The organism is Actinoplanes sp. NBRC 103695 (assembly GCF_030269485.1).
In the GTDB taxonomy this organism is placed as follows: domain Bacteria; phylum Actinomycetota; class Actinomycetes; order Mycobacteriales; family Micromonosporaceae; genus Actinoplanes.
In genome coordinates this window covers 222976-242341 of the sequence record NZ_BSTL01000007.1, presented here as the reverse complement: position 1 = coordinate 242341, position 19366 = coordinate 222976, and the positions used below count along the sequence as shown (strand labels likewise).

General features: G+C 69.6%; 20 protein-coding genes. 11 read left to right on the top strand and 9 right to left on the bottom strand.

Going from position 1 to position 19366, the window contains the following annotated elements:
• The first annotated feature begins 79 nt into the window (after nucleotides 1-79).
• From QSK31_RS14410 to QSK31_RS14400, 3 genes are all read left to right on the top strand, one after another.
• Nucleotides 80-841: a sigma-70 family RNA polymerase sigma factor gene (locus QSK31_RS14410; RefSeq protein WP_285684233.1), complete on the top strand. Its 762-nt coding sequence runs from the start codon at nucleotides 80-82 to the stop codon at nucleotides 839-841.
• A gap of 52 nt (nucleotides 842-893) precedes the next feature.
• Nucleotides 894-1403, top strand: coding sequence for a GtrA family protein (locus QSK31_RS14405; protein WP_285684231.1), 510 nt, complete (start codon nucleotides 894-896; stop codon nucleotides 1401-1403).
• 63 nt (nucleotides 1404-1466) lie between these two features.
• The gene (locus QSK31_RS14400; protein ID WP_285684228.1) at nucleotides 1467-2057 is read left to right on the top strand and encodes a GtrA family protein; all 591 of its coding nucleotides are present in this window, start codon (nucleotides 1467-1469) and stop codon (nucleotides 2055-2057) included.
• Here the strand turns inward: QSK31_RS14400 and QSK31_RS14395 are convergent.
• The 3 genes from QSK31_RS14395 to QSK31_RS14385 all read right to left on the bottom strand — a co-directional run bounded on the left by QSK31_RS14395 (nucleotide 1987) and on the right by QSK31_RS14385 (nucleotide 4948).
• Nucleotides 1987-2574, bottom strand: coding sequence for a PH domain-containing protein (locus QSK31_RS14395; protein ID WP_285684226.1), 588 nt, complete (start codon nucleotides 2572-2574; stop codon nucleotides 1987-1989). The two genes, QSK31_RS14400 and QSK31_RS14395, sit on opposite strands and share 71 nt — an antisense overlap.
• A gap of 4 nt (nucleotides 2575-2578) precedes the next feature.
• On the bottom strand, nucleotides 2579-3421 hold the full coding sequence (locus tag QSK31_RS14390; protein ID WP_285684225.1) for a biotin--[acetyl-CoA-carboxylase] ligase: 843 nt from the start codon (nucleotides 3419-3421) through the stop codon (nucleotides 2579-2581).
• 243 nt (nucleotides 3422-3664) lie between these two features.
• Nucleotides 3665-4948, bottom strand: a complete 1284-nt coding sequence (locus tag QSK31_RS14385; protein ID WP_285684224.1) for a hypothetical protein — start codon at nucleotides 4946-4948, stop codon at nucleotides 3665-3667.
• Between the two features lie 133 nt (nucleotides 4949-5081).
• Here QSK31_RS14385 and QSK31_RS14380 point away from each other — a divergent pair, with 133 nt between their 5' ends.
• Nucleotides 5082-6659: an acyl-CoA carboxylase subunit beta gene (locus QSK31_RS14380; protein WP_285684479.1), complete on the top strand. Its 1578-nt coding sequence runs from the start codon at nucleotides 5082-5084 to the stop codon at nucleotides 6657-6659.
• 52 nt (nucleotides 6660-6711) lie between these two features.
• Complete coding sequence (locus QSK31_RS14375; protein ID WP_285684223.1) at nucleotides 6712-7059, top strand: hypothetical protein; 348 nt, start codon at nucleotides 6712-6714, stop codon at nucleotides 7057-7059.
• Here the strand turns inward: QSK31_RS14375 and QSK31_RS14370 are convergent.
• From QSK31_RS14370 to QSK31_RS49215, 3 genes are all read right to left on the bottom strand, one after another.
• Nucleotides 7045-7782: a M50 family metallopeptidase gene (locus QSK31_RS14370; protein ID WP_285684222.1), complete on the bottom strand. Its 738-nt coding sequence runs from the start codon at nucleotides 7780-7782 to the stop codon at nucleotides 7045-7047. The two genes, QSK31_RS14375 and QSK31_RS14370, sit on opposite strands and share 15 nt — an antisense overlap.
• Before the next feature lie 178 nt (nucleotides 7783-7960).
• Nucleotides 7961-8176 carry a hypothetical protein gene (locus QSK31_RS14365; RefSeq protein WP_285684221.1) on the bottom strand — a complete coding sequence of 72 codons (216 nt, stop codon included), beginning with the start codon at nucleotides 8174-8176 and terminating at the stop codon, nucleotides 7961-7963.
• 49 nt (nucleotides 8177-8225) lie between these two features.
• Entirely contained in the window at nucleotides 8226-12347 is a 4122-nt protein-coding gene (locus tag QSK31_RS49215) for a serine/threonine-protein kinase (protein WP_502872957.1), read from the bottom strand.
• Nucleotides 12348-12449: 102 nt separating this feature from the next.
• Between QSK31_RS49215 and QSK31_RS14355 the strand changes: the two genes are divergently transcribed.
• The 6 genes from QSK31_RS14355 (at nucleotide 12450) to QSK31_RS14330 (ending at nucleotide 16930) form a co-directional block, all read left to right on the top strand.
• Entirely contained in the window at nucleotides 12450-12659 is a 210-nt protein-coding gene (locus tag QSK31_RS14355) for an acyl-CoA carboxylase subunit epsilon (RefSeq protein ID WP_285684219.1), read from the top strand.
• Nucleotides 12660-12754: 95 nt separating this feature from the next.
• Nucleotides 12755-13180, top strand: coding sequence for a hypothetical protein (locus QSK31_RS14350; protein ID WP_285684217.1), 426 nt, complete (start codon nucleotides 12755-12757; stop codon nucleotides 13178-13180).
• Nucleotides 13170-14459: a hypothetical protein gene (locus QSK31_RS14345; protein WP_285684215.1), complete on the top strand. Its 1290-nt coding sequence runs from the start codon at nucleotides 13170-13172 to the stop codon at nucleotides 14457-14459. Before QSK31_RS14350 ends, QSK31_RS14345 begins: the two co-directional genes overlap by 11 nt.
• Nucleotides 14460-15566: a type VII secretion-associated serine protease mycosin gene (gene mycP, locus QSK31_RS14340; protein ID WP_285684213.1), complete on the top strand. Its 1107-nt coding sequence runs from the start codon at nucleotides 14460-14462 to the stop codon at nucleotides 15564-15566.
• A 92-nt stretch (nucleotides 15567-15658) separates the two neighbouring features.
• Nucleotides 15659-16273: a Maf family protein gene (locus QSK31_RS14335; RefSeq protein ID WP_285684211.1), complete on the top strand. Its 615-nt coding sequence runs from the start codon at nucleotides 15659-15661 to the stop codon at nucleotides 16271-16273.
• Between the two features lie 3 nt (nucleotides 16274-16276).
• Nucleotides 16277-16930 (top strand): O-methyltransferase, encoded by a 654-nt coding sequence (locus QSK31_RS14330; RefSeq protein ID WP_285684210.1) that lies wholly within the window; start codon nucleotides 16277-16279, stop codon nucleotides 16928-16930.
• Here QSK31_RS14330 and QSK31_RS14325 read toward each other — a convergent pair.
• The 3 genes from QSK31_RS14325 to QSK31_RS14315 form a co-directional block, all read right to left on the bottom strand.
• Nucleotides 16927-17682: an ABC transporter permease gene (locus QSK31_RS14325; RefSeq protein ID WP_285684208.1), complete on the bottom strand. Its 756-nt coding sequence runs from the start codon at nucleotides 17680-17682 to the stop codon at nucleotides 16927-16929. The two genes, QSK31_RS14330 and QSK31_RS14325, sit on opposite strands and share 4 nt — an antisense overlap.
• A 3-nt stretch (nucleotides 17683-17685) precedes the next feature.
• The gene (locus tag QSK31_RS14320; RefSeq protein ID WP_285684206.1) at nucleotides 17686-18636 is read right to left on the bottom strand and encodes an ATP-binding cassette domain-containing protein; all 951 of its coding nucleotides are present in this window, start codon (nucleotides 18634-18636) and stop codon (nucleotides 17686-17688) included.
• Between the two features lie 65 nt (nucleotides 18637-18701).
• The gene (locus QSK31_RS14315) at nucleotides 18702-19307 is read right to left on the bottom strand and encodes a PadR family transcriptional regulator (protein ID WP_285684204.1); all 606 of its coding nucleotides are present in this window, start codon (nucleotides 19305-19307) and stop codon (nucleotides 18702-18704) included.
• Between the last annotated feature and the right edge of the window lie 59 nt (nucleotides 19308-19366).

The following is a 19366-nucleotide window of genomic DNA, read 5'->3' as shown; positions in this document are numbered from 1 at the left end:
TACTTTCACAAATAGGACTTAACACCCTAAGCTGTCCCGTAATCGGGCTTTCCTCTCACTCCCGGCTCAGGAGGCAGGAATGACGATCGCGGGCGTGGACGACACCGACTCCGATCTGCTCGCCGCGGTGCGGAGCGGGGACACCGCGGCGTACGGGACGCTCTATCAACGCCACCGCGCCGCGGCCCGGCAGCTCGCCTTCTCCCTGACCCGCGACCCGGCCGAGGCGGACGACCTGGTCGCCGAGACCTTCGCCCGGGTGTTCGCCACCCTTCGCGCCGGCCGGGGCCCGCTCGCCGCCTTCCGCGCCTACCTGGCCACCACCCTGCGGCACGTCTCCTACCACCGCGCCCGACGCGACCGCCGCCTCGAGTTCACCGACGACCTGAGCCGGTACGACGCCGGCGAACCGTTCCTCGACCCGACCCTGGAGCGGCTGGAGCGCACCTTCGCCGCCCGGGCCTTCCAGCAACTCCCCGCACGCTGGCGGGATGTGCTCTGGATGACCGAGGTGGAGGGCGCCGGGCCGGCCGAGATCGCGCCCCGGCTGGGCCTGACCCCGAACGCGGTGGCCGTCCTCGCGCATCGGGCCCGTGAAGGCTTACGCAGCCTCTACCTGCAACAACACGTCGCGGTGACGGATCAGCCGCAGTGCCGGTTCACCGGCGAACGGCTCAGCGGGCACGTCCGCGGCCGGCTCTCCCCCCGCGACGCCGTCCGCGTTTCGGCGCATCTGAGCGGCTGCGCGACGTGCCGATCGAAGGCGGCCGAGCTGACTGAGGTGGACACGGTCCGCTACCCCACGTATAGGCAACGTCACCATTCAGCACCGACCTGTTAAGAGTCGCGCACGAGAACGGCGACCCGTGACGGGCGCCGGTACTCTCGGATCCGTGCCTGACACCTCGCCGCAGCCGCACCCCACGCTGCGGCAACGGCTGTCCGCCCTGGTCCGCGAGGTGGGCAAGTTCGGCGCTGTTGGCGGTGTTGCGTTCCTCGTCGACCTCGCGATCTTCAACATCCTGCTCGGCACCGGGACGGAGAGCCGGGTCGCCAAGACGATCTCGATGGTGATCGCGACCACCATCGCCTTCCTCGGCAACCGCTTCTGGACGTGGCGGCACAGCCGGCACACCCACATGGCCCGGCAGTACACCCTGTTCTTCGTCATCAACGGCGTCGGCCTGGGCATCAGCCTGGCCTGCCTCACGATCAGCCACAACCTGCTCGGCGACGTCTGGCCGGTGCTGCGGACCCAGGCCGCCGACAACATCTCCGGCCAGCTGATCGGCACCGCCCTGGGCACGTTGTTCCGTTTCTGGTCCTACCGCCGGTTCGTTTTCCCCGCGGATGACGCCTCGGAGCCCGCACCCGCCGCCCAGGAGCCCGTTCCCAGGATGTGACGTCGGTGTCACTCGCCCTCTCGTGACCCCGCTCCCACACCCTCTTCCCCGTAAGGTTGCCGAATGCCTTCAGCCCGCACGCTGACGGAACGCTTGCGCCGTCTCGCTCCGGAAGCCTTCGCTTTCGGGATCATCGGCGCGGCCAACGCCGCCCTGTACCTGGCCATCACCTATGTCGCGATGCCGATCGGCGCCGTCAAGGCGACCGTCATCGCGACCGTGGTGACCACGACGCTGGCGTACTTCGCGAACCGGTACTGGACCTACCGGAACCACACGAAGACGGCACTGCGCCGGGAGTACACGCTGTTCTTCGGCTTCAATCTGGTCGGCATGGTCATCCAGTCCGGCTCCGTGGCGGTCGCCAAGTACGGCTTCGGGCTGACCGAGACCGACCACCGGATGCTGATCATGGGCGTGACGCTGTTCGCCGCAGGGGTCGCGACGCTGTTCCGGTTCTGGGCGTACCGCACCTTCGTCTTCCTGAAGCCGCCGGTCGACGGTCACGAGGCCGCGGTCGCCGAGATGGACGTGGCGGCCGGCCTGGCCGAGCTCAGCGCCGAGGCATCCCTCGACGCGGAGCTCAACGCCGGAGGATCCTTCGAGGCGGAACTTTCTGAGCTGGAGGAGAAGGAGCGGGCGGAGCGTCGCTGAGCTCCTCGCTCTCCTCTTCCTCGTCCTCCTTCAGGTGATCGTCCTCGATCAGCTGGTAAAGGGTGGTCTGCAACTCCTGGACCCGGGGCACCGACGCCAGCACCAGCGCGGTGTCGCCGATCGAGTCGACGGTCATCGTGCCGCAGCCGAACATCCGGTCCCACAGCGACTGCCGCACCGAGTGATCGTTCACCCGGGCCAGCGGCACGTCCCGCCGCAGCCGGGTCAGCACGCCCTCCTGCGTCAGCACCCGCTCGTCGGTGAAGACGTAGTGCGTGCAGCGCCAGACCACCAGCGGCGCCACGCCCCGGGTCAGCCCGAAGAACAGCGCCAGCGCGCCGACCACGCACACCCCGATCAGGCCGCCGTCGTTGTCCGGCAGCATCACCCAGGCGACGATCGTGACCGCCAGTGCGAAGAGCAGCGCGATCACCGGCCGCGCGGCCGCCTTGGCATGGGGGCGGAGGTGGAGGACGACCTCCTCCTCCTCGGTCAGGACGTCGTCCGGGAAAGGCACGCGGTCAGCGTACGTGGCGCACGTCACCGGCCGAGACACGGTTGTCGACGCCGTCAGCCGTTCGGACCACCAGCTGCCCGTCGGCGTCCACGTCCACCGCGGCGCCGACCACGTCGTCCCCGGCCGGCAGTTCCACCCGCACGTCCCGCCCGATCGTCGAGCACCCCCGCCGGTACGCGCCCAGCAGCCCGCACATCTCGGCGTCGCCGCCCGCGTCCCGCCAGCCGACGTACCACTGCTCGAGGCTCCGCAGCAGCGCCTTGACCAGCGGTTCCCGGTCGGTGCTCTTCGCACCCGCGATCTGCAGCGAGGTGGCCGGCAGACCGGTCACCGGGGGAAGCTCGCCGACCCGGGTCGTCACGTTCAGCCCGATGCCGACGACCACCGCGTCACCAGCGACCTCGGCCAGGATCCCCGCACACTTGCTACTCAGCTGGCTCTGTTGGTCGTGGACCAGCAGGTCGTTGGGCCATTTGAGGGTGGCGTCCAGCTCCGTGATCCGGTGCACCGCGTCGCGCAGCGCGACCCCCGCCAGCAACGGCAACCAGCCCCACCGCCGGCTGGGCACATCGCCCGGACGCAGCAGCACGCTCAGGGTCAGGCCGGCGCCCGGCGGCGAGACCCAGGTGCGATCCCGGCGGCCACGGCCCGCCACCTGCTGCTCGGCCACGACGACGAGGCCCTCCGGCTCACCGGCGAGGGCGGCCTCGGTGGCGTCGGCGTTGGTCGACCCGGTCGCGGCCCGGATGTCGAGCCGGCGCCAGAGGCCGCCGGGCACGAGGAGGGCACGCTCGAGGCTGCGGCTGCTGAGCGGCGGGCGATCCAGATCCCGGTACGGCGAGGACATCGGCCAAGCGTAGGTCCTGTCCCGCCGACCGGGCGGGGACGCCCCGAACCCTGATCGGCGGCCGCCCCGGCCAATGCCTCAACCCGGGCCGGCATCTCACTCCGGGCCGATGTTTCACCCCCGGGCCGACGTTTCACCCCCGGGCCGACGTTTCATCCCCGGGCCGACGTTTCATCCCCGGGCCGGCATCTCACTCCGGGCCGACGGCCGCTGGGGATCGACGGGGCCCGCCTGGGGCTGAGGCTAGCCCGGGTCGGCAGCGTGCCTGCTCCGGTAGACGGTGCTGCGCTCCGGCTGGCCGCCCGACGACGGGCGGGGACGGGGACGGGGACGGCTTCGCTGCGAGTTCTCCTGCTCGCCTTCCACCGCTGCGCCGGCGTTCTTGAGCGGACCGCCTCCCATGGCCGGACTGGCGCCCCGCACCTGTCCGCCGCCTCTGGCCGGGTTGCCCCCTCTGACCGGGTTGCCGCCTCTGGCCGGGTTGAAGGCGGCGCCGGGCTCGACCGCCTCGCGGGGGCCGCGGCGGACCGGGCGCTGCTGGACGTTGCGGGTGGACCAGCCGCGAGGCAGGTCGATGCGGTCGGCCGGCTGCACCGGCGGCCACTGCGGGACGGCCGGCTCGACGGCCGGGGATGCGTCGACCGGGTCGAAGCGCGGTGGATACCCCGGGGCCTCGGGCAGCCGGTCCACCGGGGTCGGCCAGCCATAGCTCTCCGGGATCGGCGTCCAGTAGTCGCCGGGAACCGAATCGTCCTCCTGGTACTGCGGGCGGACCCAGCCCTCGATCCGGTCGCCCTCACGCGGGGTGTTTCGCGCCGGAGTGGACTTCGCGACCGGGACGGCGACCGGACCGGTCGGCTCGTCGACGACGTGACCCCGCTGCACGAACGGGTTCCTGACCGAGTGCGTCGGCCCGTCGCCGGCTCTCGCGGCCGCCTGCCTGGCTCGCCTTTCCGCGCGCGTCTCGACGGGCCGCTCGACCTTCTCGGCCTCGTCCTTCTCCGCGACGTCCCCCGAGATGCCCGACGCCTGCGGTCCGGCAGCGCGGAAAGGCTCGCCGGCGCGGGGAAACCCGGCGACGCGCGAAAACTCCGCAGCGCGAGAAAACTCCGAGGCGGGGCCGGAAGGCTGGACCATGCGAACCGGCTCGCCGGAGCGAACCGGCTCACCCGAGCCAAGCAGCTCACCCGAGCCAAGCAGCTCACCCGAGCCAAGCAGCTCACCTGAGCGGGACGGCGAGGCGACGCGGGACGGCGAGGCTGGGCGGGGTGGCTCGGCGGGCTGGAGCGGCTCGGGGGGCCGGGGTGGCTCGATGGCCGCGCGGGTCGGTGCCGCGGGCAGGGCCAGCGCCTGCCGCCGGCGACGGGCCCGGATCTGCGCCGGCACCGTGAACGTCGGCCCGCCACGCCGCCGTTCGCCGCGGGTCGCCGGCTCGCCACCGGGCAGCAGCACGTGCCGGAAACCCACCAGTGTGGCGATTCCCCCCGCGATCAGGGCGAGGCCGCCCGCGGTCATCCAGTTCGTCACGGGTGGAGTAACGAATAGGGCATTCAGTACGAAACGCTACTGCGGCATCGTCCGAACGGACGTGGATACGATCAACCTCGTGACACTCCAGCAGGATGCGCCGACTCCGGGCGAGCAGCAGAGCGGGCAGCAGATCGACGTGCACACCACGGCCGGCAAGCTGGCCGACCTCGAGCGGCGCACCGAGGCGGCGACACACGCCGGTTCCGCCCGCGCGGTGGAGAAACAGCACGCCCGCGGCAAGAAGACCGCCCGGGAACGCATCGCCATGCTGCTCGACGAAGGCTCCTTCGTGGAGCTCGACGAGCTGGCCCGGCACCGGTCCACCAACTTCGGGCTGGAGAAGAACCGCCCGTACGGTGACGGGGTCGTCACCGGCCACGGCACCGTCGACGGCCGCCAGGTGTGCGTGTTCTCGCAGGACTTCACGGTCTTCGGCGGGTCGCTCGGCGAGGTGTTCGGCGAGAAGATCGTCAAGGTGCTCGACCTGGCCATGAAGATCGGCTGCCCGATCATCGGGATCAACGACTCCGGCGGCGCGCGCATCCAGGAGGGTGTGGTCGCGCTCGGTCTCTACGCCGACATCTTCTTCCGCAACGTACGCGCAAGCGGTGTCATCCCGCAGATCTCCCTGATCATGGGGCCGTGTGCGGGCGGCGCCGTCTACTCACCGGCGATCACCGACTTCACCGTCATGGTCGACCAGACGTCGCACATGTTCATCACCGGTCCCGACGTGATCCGCACGGTCACCGGCGAGGACGTCGGCATGGAGGAACTGGGCGGCGGGCGCACCCACAACACCCGCAGCGGGAACGCGCACTATCTGGCGGCGGACGAGGACGACGCCGTCGACTACGTTCGCGCGCTCCTGTCGTACCTCCCCAGCAACAACCTGGACGAACCCACCACCTTTGACGCGATCGCGGACCTCGACCCGACCGCTGGGCTTGCCGTGAAACCGGGGGATCTTGCTCTGGACACCTTGATCCCGGACTCGGCGAACCAGCCGTATGACATCAAGACCGTGGTCGAGGCGGTGGTCGAGGACTTCCTCGAGGTGCAGCCGCTGTACGCGCAGAACATCGTGGTCGGCTTCGGGCGCGTCGAGGGGCGGCCGGTCGGCATCGTCGCCAACCAGCCGATGAGCCTGGCCGGCACGCTGGACATCGCCGCGTCCGAGAAGGCGGCCCGCTTCGTGCGCACCTGCGACGCCTTCAACCTGCCCGTGCTGACCTTCGTGGACGTGCCCGGCTTCCTGCCCGGCACCGGCCAGGAGTGGGACGGCATCATCCGGCGCGGAGCAAAACTGATCTACGCGTACGCCGAGGCCACGGTCCCCAAGGTCACCGTCATCACCCGGAAGGCGTACGGCGGCGCGTACGACGTGATGGGGTCCAAGCATCTCGGCGCCGACATGAACTTCGCCTGGCCGACGGCGCAGATCGCGGTCATGGGCGCGCAGGGCGCGGTGAACATCCTGCATCGCGGCGAGCTCGCGGCCGCCGCGGATCCGGCGGGACGGCGGGCCGAGCTGATCCAGGAGTACGAGGACACGCTGGCCAACCCCTACATCGCGGCGGAACGGGGCTATGTGGACGCCGTCATCCCGCCGTCACATACCCGCATTCAGGTCACCCGCGCGCTGCGTACGCTCCGGACGAAGCGCGAGACGCTGCCGCCGAAGAAACATGGAAACATCCCACTGTGACCGGCCATTCGGGCTAGTGACAATGCGTTAGGACGCGAGCACCCTGGTCCGCATGTCTCTGAGCTCGATGTCCCTGCTCACGGCCATCCTCGTGGGCATCGCCGTGTTCGGACTCGGGTACGTGTGGAGCGGCTTCCGCGCATCCCGTGTCGTACTCAAGGGAGCGAAAGGTAGTGTCCCGAAAGCCCGCAGCCTCTACTGGGGCAACCTCGGCAAACTGATCAAGTGGGGCCTGGCGTCGGCCGCGATCCTCTTCGTGCTCGTCACCTGGAGCGCACGCGGCGCCCAAGGCGAGACGCCGGCCCCGACACCCTCGACTTCCGGCCCCTCGACTTCCGGCCCCTCGACTTCCGGCCCCTCGACTTCCGGCCCGTCGCCTTCCGGCTCAGCTCGCCGATAGCTCCGGCAACCACTGCCCGGCCAGCATGAACGCCCCGACCACCAGCACGACGATCGTGACCAGGTAGAAGAACGAAACCCACATGATCGCGGGTACGCGCGTGAGGTGCGCCAGCTGATCGGCGTCGGACTCGGGCATCCGCCCCCGGCGGCGCAGCTTCTGCAGCTCGCCGACCGGGCGCACGCCCCCGATCAGCAGGAACCACACCCCCGTGTACGCGAACGCGGCCTGCACCTCGGGCGACGCGTACCAGGAGACGGCGAACACGATCGCGCCCGTGACCAGCAACGAGATCACGCCGAACAGGTTCCGGATGTTGATCAGCATGAGCAGCAGCAGAACGATCGCCAGCCAGAGCAGCAGCGTGATCCGGTTACCGCCGAGAATCCAGGCGCCGGCCAGCCCGACCAGCGACGGCGCGATGTAGCCGGCCAGCAACGTGAAGATCATGCCCGGCCCGGTCGGCCGCCCCGCCGACAACGTGAGACCCGACGTGTCGAACTCCAGCCGGATGCCCCGCAGGCGACGCCCGGTGAGCAGGGCGGCGAGAGCGTGGCCACCCTCGTGGGCGATGGTCACCGCGTTGCGGGCCACCCGCCACACCGGTCGAAACGCCACCGCCACCAGCGCGACCAAGGCCGTGATCAGCGCCAGCAGGGCAGGCGGGTCCGGCTGGGCGCTGAACAGCTCATCCCAGATGCTCGTCACACCGTCGATCGACACAGCCCGCGAGCGTAGTCGATCAGCCTAGGTCCCACCCTGGCGGCGGCTGTGGATAACTTATTCCCTTCGCGGGCTGTCAGGCCTTGGCCTGCTCTGATGCGCGACTCGAGCTTGACACTCAGGCGCGCTTGCGGGCTGCCGCCTTGGTCGGCTCGGGTGCGCGACTCGAGCTTGACACTCAGGCGCGCTTGCGGGCTGCCGCCTTGGCCTGCTCGGGTGCGCGGCGGCTGATCGACCGCATCCCGGCGAAGCCACCGGCCACGATTGCCAGACCGGCGACGACCAGCACGGTCACCGCTGGACCGGCGGCCGCGGCCAGCAGGGCGATGTCGGCCACGGCGACGATCATCCACAGCGCCAGCGTGGGCATGCTTCCGTGCTTCCTGCGAACCATGGACGGTTCTGTACCCCATGAATGCGTCACTCACTCACGGAATGACCCGTCAAGCCGGTTTGAAGCCCTTGTAGATCTGCTCCAGCACGGCCTTGTCCGCGTCCCAGTCCCCCGGCGACGTGTACCAGGAGATGCCGAACGCCTTCTTCGCGTTCACCACGATGCCCCGCTTCTGGGCATGCTGGTCGTTGCCTGAGCTGGTCGTATAGGTGAACTCCCAGTCGGCGGCCCTCTGGAAGTAGCCGGACACCGCGACCAGCCGGATCCGGTTGTAGTTCCGGTAGCTGCTGCCACGGCGGTCGGCCTCCTGCTCCTCCCAGTCCTTGACCGGGTCGGGCTTCGGCTGATCGGTCTGGTCGATGATCAACAGACGGTGGTTCTTGTTGTCGTTGAAGTAGACCTCGGTGCCACGCTTCTGCGCGGAGAAACCCTTCGGCAGCGGTACGGAGAACCCGTCGCCGTTGTACACGGTCCACCCCGCCGGCACGGTCGCCGGCGCGGACACGGGCGTCGACGGCTTCACGCTCGGGCTCGTGGCGGCCGGCGGGTCCTCCTCCGCCTGGGTCGGCGGCGGTGTCTTGTTGTCCGTGGTGGCGGCCGGCGGCGCGGCGTTACCGGTGGCCGCGGGCTGCTGCGGAGTCCCGTCCCCGCCGCCCTGCTCGTCGTCACCCGCGAACGCCAGCGGCACCAGCACCCCGACCAGCAGCACGATCACCGCGACGATCGCTACCCCGATCAGGGTCTGCTTCCGGGTCAGCGTGGTGCCGAAGATCGTCACACCCCGCGACCGCATCGTCGGCGGAACCAGCGGCTGCCACGCCGGGCGGTTCGACACCGGGAAAGCCGGGGTTCCGCTGGTCCGCGCGGACGGCACCCCGAACACGGCGGTACCGGCGGCGGTCTGCGCGGCCTGGTCACCCAGCAGGTCACTCGGCGTGGCGTTGGCCATCGCCGCGGTCGTCACCTTGGTCCGGTCGTCCGCCGGCTTGCTCGGCTTGCGGGCCGCGGGCACCTGGGTGCTGCCGTCCTTGGTGGCACGGTCGTTGATCTGCGCGGCGACCTGGGTGGCGGCCAGCTTCGCGTTGGTGTCGGCCAGTGTCCTCGGCTTTTCAGCCCTTGCTTCGGCTTTGGGCGCCTCGGCTTCAGGAGCGTCGGCTTCAGGGGCGTCGGCCTTGGGCGCGTCGGCCTCGGGCGCGTCGGCCTTGGGGACTTCGGGCTCGGGGACCTCGGCCTTGGGCTCTTCGGGCTTCGGGCTCTCGGTCTTGAAGACTTCGGCCTTTGGTGCCTCGGTGTCGGCATCCTCGGCAGCGTCGCTCTTCGCGTCTTCCGGCTCGGGGGCCTTCGTCGTCTCGACCTCGGCGGCCTTCGCGGTCTCACTCGCGGTGGCCTTCGCCGCGGTGGCGGGCTCGGTTCCGTCCGTTGCGGCGCCCGCCTTGTCGGCCGGTTCCTCGCCGGTCTCGGATTCGGCGGGCGGCTCCGGCTCGGTCGCGGCCTTGGCGTCGGCGTTTTCCGACTTCGTCTCGGCCTCGACGGCTGCCGTCGGTTTCTCCGGCGCGCCGGAGTTGTCGGCTTCGGCCTTGACCACGGCCTCGCCCGCGCTCACGGCCTCGCCCGCGCTCACGGCCTCGCCCGCGGTTTCGGCGGGCGTCGCCTTGGCGCTCGCCGCCTCATCTGTCGTCTGCGCGGAAGACGTCGGGGACTCGGAAGGCGTCTCGGGCTCGGCGGACTTCGCGGCATCGGCGACGGCGGCGGACTTCGATGTTGCCGCGCGGCCTCGTCCCTTCTTGCCCCGCGCTGTCGTAGTCCGATCAGCAGACTTCGTTGCCGCTTCGGCGTCAGTCGTCTCGGCCTTGAGCTCGGTGGCCGGCGCCTGGGTCTCGGGCTCGGTGGCCGGCGTTTGGGTCTCGGGCTCGGTGGCCGGCGTTTGGGTCTCGGGCTCGGTGGCCGGCGTTTGGGTCTCGGGCTCGGTGGCCGGCGTTTGGGTCTCGGGCTCGGTGGCCGGCGCCTCGGTCAGGGGCTCGGTGGCCGGCTCGGCTTTCGGCTCGGTCTCGGTCGCGGCCGTCGCGGTCGGCTCGGGGCTCTGCGGCTTCGTCCTTGCTGCGGGGACGGTGGCTGCGGGCGCGGCGGAGGCCTGGCCCGGCTCTGACTTGGGCTGGGCCGTGGGGGACGCCTGGGCGGGTTTCGATGCGGTTTCGGGTGCTGTCCGCGCGGCTGAGGGCTTCGTCGGCTCGGACCGTTCCTTGGCGGGAGCGGGCTGCGCCTTGGCGGGAGTTGCCTTGGTCGGCGATTTTTCGAGTCCCGTTGCTGTCCCGGGCGTGTCGCGGGGCTTTGCCGGGGTCTGGCGGGACACCACGGTGGTTCGGTCGGTGGTCTGGTCCGCGGGACGCACCACCGACGTGGCTTCGGCGGACGGCTTCGTCGCGGTGCCCGCCGAGTTGCTCGGGGCCGCCGGAGGCTGGGGGCGGGACACGACCGTGGTCGGGTCGGCCGGGCGCTGCAGACGTGCGGGTGGCAGGCCACGGGAGGCTCGGCGGGCCTCCTGGGCTGCCAGGTACTGCTCGGAGGCGGCGGCCAGCCTGGCCTCCGCCTCGGCCTCGGACAACGGCGGGCCGCTGCGGGTCTCCGCCGACTGCTGCTGCGGAGCCGCCGGAGAATGCGGGGCGGCCTGCGTGTGCGGCATGGCTTGCGGGTGCTGCGGGGCGGGCTGAGCGTGCGGGGCGGGCTGTGCGTGCGGGGCGGGCTGAGCGTGCGGGGCGGGCTGTGCGTGCGGGGCGGGCTGAGCGTGCGGGGCGGGCTGAGCGTGCGGGGTGCCTGGGCGGCCCGGGCGGGCGGGACTCTGCGCGCCGGGAACCGTGCCGTAGGTGCCCCGTGTCCCGTGAGCAAGCGCGCCATTTGCGCTCGACTGAGCGGGACCCGGTGCCGCCGCCGAGCCATCCCGCCCCGTCGTTGCTCCTGTCGAGCCTCGAGCGCCCGTACCCGAATCTGGGTTTTGATCGTCTTTGACCGAAGGTCCGTCGAGGCGGGTGGCGTCGAGGGGCGGGCGGTCGACGCGGGTCGGGTTGTCCGGAACGGGGCGGCCGACCGACGCCTTGCCCGGCGCGAAGACCGGACGGCCCGACGGCGGCGCACCCGGAGTGACCGGCGGCTGCGGGCGCGAGACCGGACGACCACCCGGCGGCGTCCCACCCGACGCGGCGGGCGGCTGCTGCGGGCGCGAGACCGGCGGGCGCGGACCGGGAACGACCGGAGCGGCGCCCGTGCTGGTGCCCGGGACGACCGGCGGGGCGGGGCGCTCACGGCCGACACCGGGGCGGCGCATCGTCGGGCTCATCGGGAACGACAACTTCGACCGGCGGCCGGTCGCCCGCTGCAGCAGACGCTCGGCCTCCACGGCGTCGATGCGGTGCGCGGGATCCTTGCGGAGCAGACCGTTCAGCACCGGCTTGAGCGGGCCGGCGTTGCGGGCCGGCGGCGGGTTCTCGGTGGCCAGGGCGGCCAGCGTCGCGATCGCGGAGGGGCGCGCGAACGGCGACTGGCCCTCCACGGCGGCGTACAGCGTGGCGCCCAGCGACCACAGGTCGGCGCCCGGGCCCGCGGTGCCGTCCCGGGCGCGCTCCGGAGCGATGTACGCAGGCGAGCCCAGCACCAGGCCCGTCCGAGTCACGTCCGGGTTACCGGGCAGCGTGGCCAGGCCGAAGTCGGTGAGCACGACCCGGCCGTCCTCGCCGATCAGCACGTTGCCGGGTTTCACGTCACGGTGCACGACGCCGTTGCGGTGCGCCGCACGCAGCGCGTTGAGCACGCCCAGGCCGATCTCGGCGGCACGCACCGCGGGGAACGGGCCGTCGGCGGCCAGCTTGTCCTGCAGCGACTTGGACGGCACGTACTCCATGACGATCCACGGGTCGGCATCCGTCCGCAGCACGTCGAAGACGCGAACCACGTTGACGTTGTTCAGCCGGGCGATGGCCCGGGCCTCACGCAGCGACCGCTCGCGCATCTCCTGCCGCTCGTCCTGGGTCAGCCCCGGGGGCGGCACGAGCTCCTTGATGGCGACCTCGCGGTGCAGCACGACATCGGTCGCCCGCCAGACACGACCCATCCCGCCCTGACCGAGCGGCGCGACGAGCCGGTAACGGTCAGCGACAATGAGCGGGGGGGAAGTAGACATCACGCAGAAAATACCCGGTCATGTCGAGGCACAGCTAATCGATCAGCCGAGTGTGGGATTCGTGTCCCCGTCGCGTCCCTCACATTGTCGTACGCTCTGTCGATGGATGCGGAACCGCAGGTCAGCGTTGCCCGAGGCACACCGACCGCGGAAGAGCTGGCCGCACTGGTCGCGGTGGTCACCCTCCGGGAGCGCAGAGCCGCCGTGTACGCGGTCTCACATTCGCCCCGGTCGGAGTGGGCGCGCAGCGCCAGACCGGTAAAGAGACCGTCGTCGTGGCGCGCCTCCGGAGTTGTCCACAGGACGCTCTGAGGGGGTCGAGGCGGTCGGCGCGACCGACTACTCTGACGGCGGATCCGGCGCATAGACGCACGTAACGGATCTTCCTGTCGAGAAGGGGAGCGACGGTGCTGGCAGAGGAGGACCGCGGGCCGACCTGGCTCAGCGACTACGGCTTCACCAACTTCGGCGACATCAACGCGGACATCGCGGCCATGGAGGAGTTCGCCAAGAAACTCCAGACCGACGTGGAGAGCAACTACGTCCCCCACCTGGCCAGCGTGACCGACCGCATGCTCACCGAGCTGCCCCCGCCGGCAGCGACGTTTCCCGAACTCGTCGACTTCATGCACGAGCAGCTCAGGGTCCAGGACGCGACCCACATCAACGTCTACAACTTCGCCAACGGTACGAACACCTTCGCCACCGCGGCCCAGGAGATCAGCAAGGAGTACGCCGGCAGCGACGCGTTCGCCCACGCCCGGGTCGGCGACGTCGAGAACGCCTTCCACGCCGCGGTGACCCCCACGGAGGGAACGCCCGATGCTGGATAGCGGCGGAGGCACCGGCGGTAACGGCGGCACGAACTGGGCGAACATGTCGATGATCGACATGTGGATGACCCTGCAGAACCAGGACACCACGCCCCACTGGCAACTGGTCGACGGCTGGCGCAGGTCCTACGAGCTGACGTTGCAGCACATGTCGGCCGTGCGAAACTACCGCGAGAACCTCGCCACGGCGTGGCCGCCGGAGAAAAGCGCGGCCGCGGCCGCCTATGTCGCCCGCCTGGACGAGCTGCTCGGCCACCTGCAGGAGACGTACGACGCGGCGATCGCCAACCACAGCGCCCTGAGCAGCGCGACGTTGTCCATCAGCGCATCCCGCACCGACCTGGAGAAGGTCGTCACGGAGTACCTGGCCAACGAGGCCAAGCTGGTCGACTACGAACAGGACCTGAAGGTCGCGGCCATGCCGGTCGGCGCCAAGGGGCCGGCCGCACGGCCCACGCCGAAGAACCCGGTGCCGGGCGGCCGCCAGACCGAGCTGGAGGCCCGAGCCCGCGCGATCATGTCCAGCCTGAGCGTCGACCTCGTCCAGGCAAAGACCCAGCTTCGCCAGCCTAAGGAATATGTTCCCTTCAAGAGGGTCAATCAGAACTCCGAAGACCTGGACAACCCGTATGGCGCAGCGCCACCAATCCCACCGGTGGTCGCTTTTGACCCAGGCCTGGCAAATGGTGCCGGGCACTCTGCATCGGCCTCTGCTCTCGGCCAATTCTCTCAGCCATCGGCACCCCAATCGGGCACCGGCCGATTGCCAGGGTTGGTGCTCGGCGGGACAACACAACCCGTAGTCACCGCTCCACCACCTCCACCGACGATCGCGCCTCCTGTCGGGACAGGCCCTGTCACGCCGCTGCCGCCAATCCCGGCCGGTCTCTCCAACCCCGCTTCTGGACCAGGATCTCGCGGCCTGCCGCCCCAAGGCAGGACTGCGGCCGGTCCGGTTCGAATTGGCTCTCCAGGGGGCATCATCGGCGAGATCCCCAGTCAGCCCGGTGTCAACGGACGGCCGATTTCATCCGTGAGCCCCGTGGGAGGGGTGATTAATCCGGGTAGCCCAGCCGGATCGAAGCCCCCAGCCGGTCGCGCGACCACGATGGCTGGTCAACCAATCGGCGCGGTTCCACGGCAAGGCGGGGAGTCCGATTCGTCGACGCAACGATGGGATCCGGACAATCCTTGGGCAACTGCGACGGGCGTATCTCCCATTCTTGAGCCACAGCCTGAACCACCGATCGACCCAGGCCCCGCGATTGGACTCGACTAGGTGAGATCGCGAACTACGCTCGTCTCTCTTGTTCTGATCGTCGTCGGCCTGGCCCAGTTTCCGATAACGCCTGCCGCCGCAGACTCAGTCAGAGACAGGCAGTGGCACCTCAAGACGCTTCAGGTGGCCGCCGCACACAAGGTGACGAAGGGCGCTGGCATCACTGTTGGCGTCGTCGACAGCGGCGTCGCTCCGCATCGCGATCTCAGCGGCAACCTGCTCACGGGAACTGACGTCCTCGATCGAGACGCCGGAGGCGGGAATATTGACGCTGATGGCCACGGAACGGAGATGGCCGGACTGATCGCCGCGCATGGCAAGACTGACGGAGATGGCGTCCTCGGCATTGCACCGGATGCCAAGATCCTGCCAGTCCGCGATTCGCACCCCGGTCAAGTAGGAAGCAGCAACGTCGTCGCAAACGGCATTACCTGGGCCGCCGCGAACGGCGCAAAGGTAATCAACGTTTCGTCGGCGAACGCGCCCTCAATTGCGCTGGCAGATGCCTCCAAAGCAGCAGTTGCGGACGATGTGGTCGTCGTCGCGGGCGCGGGTAACAAACCGGAGTACCTGCAGTTCGGATACCCAGCTGCAACCCCCGGCGTGTTGGCTGTGGGATCGTCCGATCGAAACAACAAGCACGCCCCATTCTCATTCACCGGCAAGGCCGTCCAGCTCTGCGCTCCTGGCGTTGGCATCGTGAGCACTCGACTCAACGACGGCTACTCGGTCTCGGACGGCACTTCATCGTCGACGGCGATTGTGTCGGGGGCCGCGGCCCTGGTGAGGGCGAAGTTCCCAGACCTGTCTGCCCAAGAGGTGATCGAGCGACTCACCTCGACCGCCACCGATATCGGCCCGCCTGGACGGGATGAGGAGTGTGGCTTCGGGGTTCTCAACATCGTCAAGGCTTTGACGGCGACCGGCCAAGGAAGTGAGTCGGTTTCGCCCGCACCGGACGCGACACCTGCCTCAGAGGGGGGTCAGGCTGCGCCGGACGCGCCGCCCGGAGTGCCCGTCGCCGCTTTGGTCGGTGGCGGGGTCGTTGTGCTCGGTGGGCTCGTCGCGCTGCTTGCTGTGTTTCTGCGGCGGAGGCGGCATAGGTAGAGGCGGAGGCGCCATGGGTAGAACTGAACCGTTCGGAGACACATCGGTGCAGTGGGGGGCCTCTGTGAGTCGGGGCTTGTAGCGTGGCGGCTGTGCTGACCGACATTTCGTACCGACTTGTTCTGGCCTCTGCCAGCCCGGCCCGGCGGGCTCTGCTCAAGGCTGCCGGCATTGACGTGGATGTGCTGGTCAGCGGGGTCGACGAGTCCGCTGTCGAGGCTGAGGACGCGTACACGCTCAGCTTGGCTCTTGCCCGGATGAAGGCGCGGACCGTGGCTGCTCGGATGCAGGCCGACCCTGGGGTGCTGGTGCTGGGGTGTGATTCCGTTCTGGCGTTCGACGGGCAGATTCTCGGCAAGCCCGCCGACGCCGATGAGGCCGTCAAGCGGTGGCAGGCCATGCGGGGGCGGTCGGGGGTGCTGCACACGGGGCATCACCTGACCGATCTGGTCACGGGGCGGCAGGCCGAGGACGTCGGTACGACCGTGGTGCACTTCGCGGACATCACCGATGCTGAGATCGAGGCCTATGTGGCCACCGAGGAACCGTTGCACGTCGCCGGGTCGTTCACCATCGACGGGCGGGGCGGGGCGTTCGTGGAGCGGATCGAAGGGGATCCGGGCAATGTGGTCGGGCTGTCGTTGCCGCTGATGCGTCATCTGCTCGGGGAGCTCAACGTCTCCATCACCCAACTGTGGCGGGATTAGACGATGTCCTACGAACCTCTCCAGCTGACCGCGGAGCTGCACCAGTATCTGCTGGCGCACTCCACCGCGCCGGATGAGGTCATGGCCGCGCTGATCGCGGAGACGCGGGCGAGTCTGCCCGACGCGGCGGGGATGCAGGTCGCGCCGGAGCAGGCCGCCTTTCTGCGGATCATCGCCGCCGTGCAGGGGGCCCGGAACGCGGTGGAGATCGGGACCTTCACGGGGCTGTCGTCGCTGGCCATCGCCCGGGGCATGGGAGCTGAAGGCCGGCTGATCTGCTTCGACGTCTCCACCGAGTGGACCGCCGTGGCGAAGAGGTACTGGCAGCTCGCCGGGGTGGATGAGCGGATCGAGCTGCGGATCGGGCCGGCCGCCGACGGGATCCGGGAGTTGCCCGCCGAGGAGTATCTGGACCTGGCGTTCATCGACGCCGACAAGCAGAACTACACGACCTACTGGAACGAACTCGTGCCCCGGATCCGGCCGGGCGGGCTCATCCTGGTCGACAACGTGCTGTGGAGCGGCCGGGTGCTCGACCCGCAGGATTCGCGTGACCAGGGCGTCGTCGACTTCAACGCCACGGCGGCACAGGATCCGCGGGTCGAGCTGGTGATCGTCCCCATCGGAGACGGGATCACGATGGCCAGAAAGCTCTAACGGACGCTCCGGGCGAACAGCCGCGCCGCCCAGGCCACCGCCAGCACCGCGAGCAGCGCCATGATGAGCAGGCCCTGCCACACGTCGGGCGCCCCCAGATCGCCCCGGAACAGCGCACGTGTGCCGTCCACCGCCCACGAGAACGGGTTCCAGTTCGCGATGCCCTGGAGCCAGCCGGGGGCGTACGTCAGCGGCAACAGAATGCCCGAGAGCAGCAGCACCGGCTGGGCAACCGTGTTCATCAGCGGCGCCAGCGCGTCCTCGCTCTTCACGGCCAATGCAACGCCGTAGCTCACCGCAGACGTCATAAGCGATATGAGCGCGAGCATGAGATACGCCAACAGCAGGTTTCCGATGAACACCCGCAGGTCGAAGGCCAACGCCAGGATCGTGATGATCACCGCTTGGGCGATCAGCGACACCGTGTCCCGCAACGAGCGCCCCAGCAGCAGGGCGAGCCGGCTGACCGGGGTGACCCGGGACCGTTCGATCACGCCGGCCCGCAACTCGGCGATCAGGCCGAAGCCCTGAAACAGGCCGCCGAAGATGGCGAGCAGCACCAGCAGACCGGGCACGAAGATCTCGTACGCCTCCGCGTTCGTACGCACCCCCAGCGCCGGCTTGAGCAGCGGGGCGAACAGCAGCAGGTACATCACCGGCTGGAAGAGCCCGACCGCGATCCACACCGGGTTGCGCAGCAGCAGCTGCATCTGGCGGGAGAAGATCAGTGAGATGTCACGCAGCAGTTTCATCGCTCAGCTCTCCCGCAGCGATCGGCCGGTCTTGGTGAGGAACACGTCGTCGAGGCTCGGCCGGTGCAGCTCGATGGTGCCGAGCTCGACCGACGCCGCGTCGAGCGCGCGCAGGATCAGGGGGATGGCCGCGGCGCCGTCCTCGACGTAGAGCCGCACACCGTCGTCCTGAGTCTCGATCTTGGTGACGAAGGAGGAGGACCCCAGAACCTCGGCGGCGGAGGCGACCGTGGGGGTCGACACTCGCACGATGTCGCCGGAGATGTCCCGCTTCAGTTCGGCGGGGGAACCCGAGGCGACGACGATGCCGTTGTCCATGATGGAGATCCGGTCGCAGAGCGCGTCCGCCTCGTCGAGGTAGTGCGTGGTGATGAAGACGGTCATGCCCTCGTCACGCAGGCGGCGCACCTCGTCCCACATGTGTGCGCGGCTCTGCGGGTCGAGACCCGTGGTCGGCTCGTCGAGGAAGACGACCTTCGGCTCGTGGATGATGCCGAGCGCGATGTCGACCCGGCGCCGCTGACCGCCGGAGTACGTCTTGCATTTGCGGTCGGCGTACTCGGAAAGCTGGAAGCCCTCCAGGACCCGCACCGCCCGCGCCCGGGCGTCGGCCTTGGACACCCCGTAGAGCCGGGCCTGCAGCACCAGTTCCTCACGCGCGGTCGACTCGTCCCACGTGCTGCCGCCCTGCGCGACATACCCGATCCGGCGGCGCACCTCGCCCGGGTCGCTCAGCAGGTCGGCGCCGGCGATCGTGGCGGTGCCGCCGTCCGGCTCGATCAGCGTGGCCAGCATCCGCAGCGTCGTGGTCTTGCCGGCGCCGTTCGGGCCGAGGAAGCCGAAGATCTCCCCCTCGGCGACGTCCAAATCCACCCCGCGGACGGCCTCGACCACCTTTTTCTCTCGCCCCTGCCGGGACGTGAAGGACTTACGCAGCCCTCTCGTTTCGATCATGACGCTCCCCCTCGGTGGTTGCACCGAGGAGGCTAGCCTGGTCAAGTTTTAGTAGTCAAGCTTGATTACTGGTCGACCCAGCCCTGCGGCGTCAGCCCCGGGCGTTCCGGCGTGAACGACGAAGGGAGGTACGGCGTGCCGTCCTCGATCAGCTTCGCCACACGCTCGCACCACCGGATCTCGGCCTCGGCACGCTCGATGGACAGCTCCCACATCCAGGTGACGAAGACCGGCTTGTTCTCGACCCAGTCCGCCGAGGTGGCCGCCCGGAGCTGCTCGATCCCGGCGCCCAGCTGGGTGACCCGGTTGCGCAGCGCCGCGGCAGCCTCCTCGCGCGGCAGGGCGGGCAGGAACGAGAACGCCGCCATGAACGGGTCCGCCGGCGACGCCACGTTCCACCAGTGGTTGCGCAGCAGGCTCTCGAACTCGGCCACGCCCTTGTCGGTGATGCGATAGGTGGTGCGGGCCGGGCGTGCGCCGACCTGCTCGGTAGCCACCTCGTGCAGCATGCCCTCGTCGGCGAGCTTGCGCAGGGCGTGATAGATCGACCCGGGCTGGACGTTGGCCCACTTGTCGGCACTCCAGCTCAGCAGCTCACGCCGGACGTCATAGCCGTGCACCGGCTGCATCCACTGGACCAGCCCGAGAATCATCATCCGCGTCGCCGACATGGGTTCACTTTAATAGACAAGTTTGACCAAAGAAAATTCAAGATCCGGATCAGGTCGTA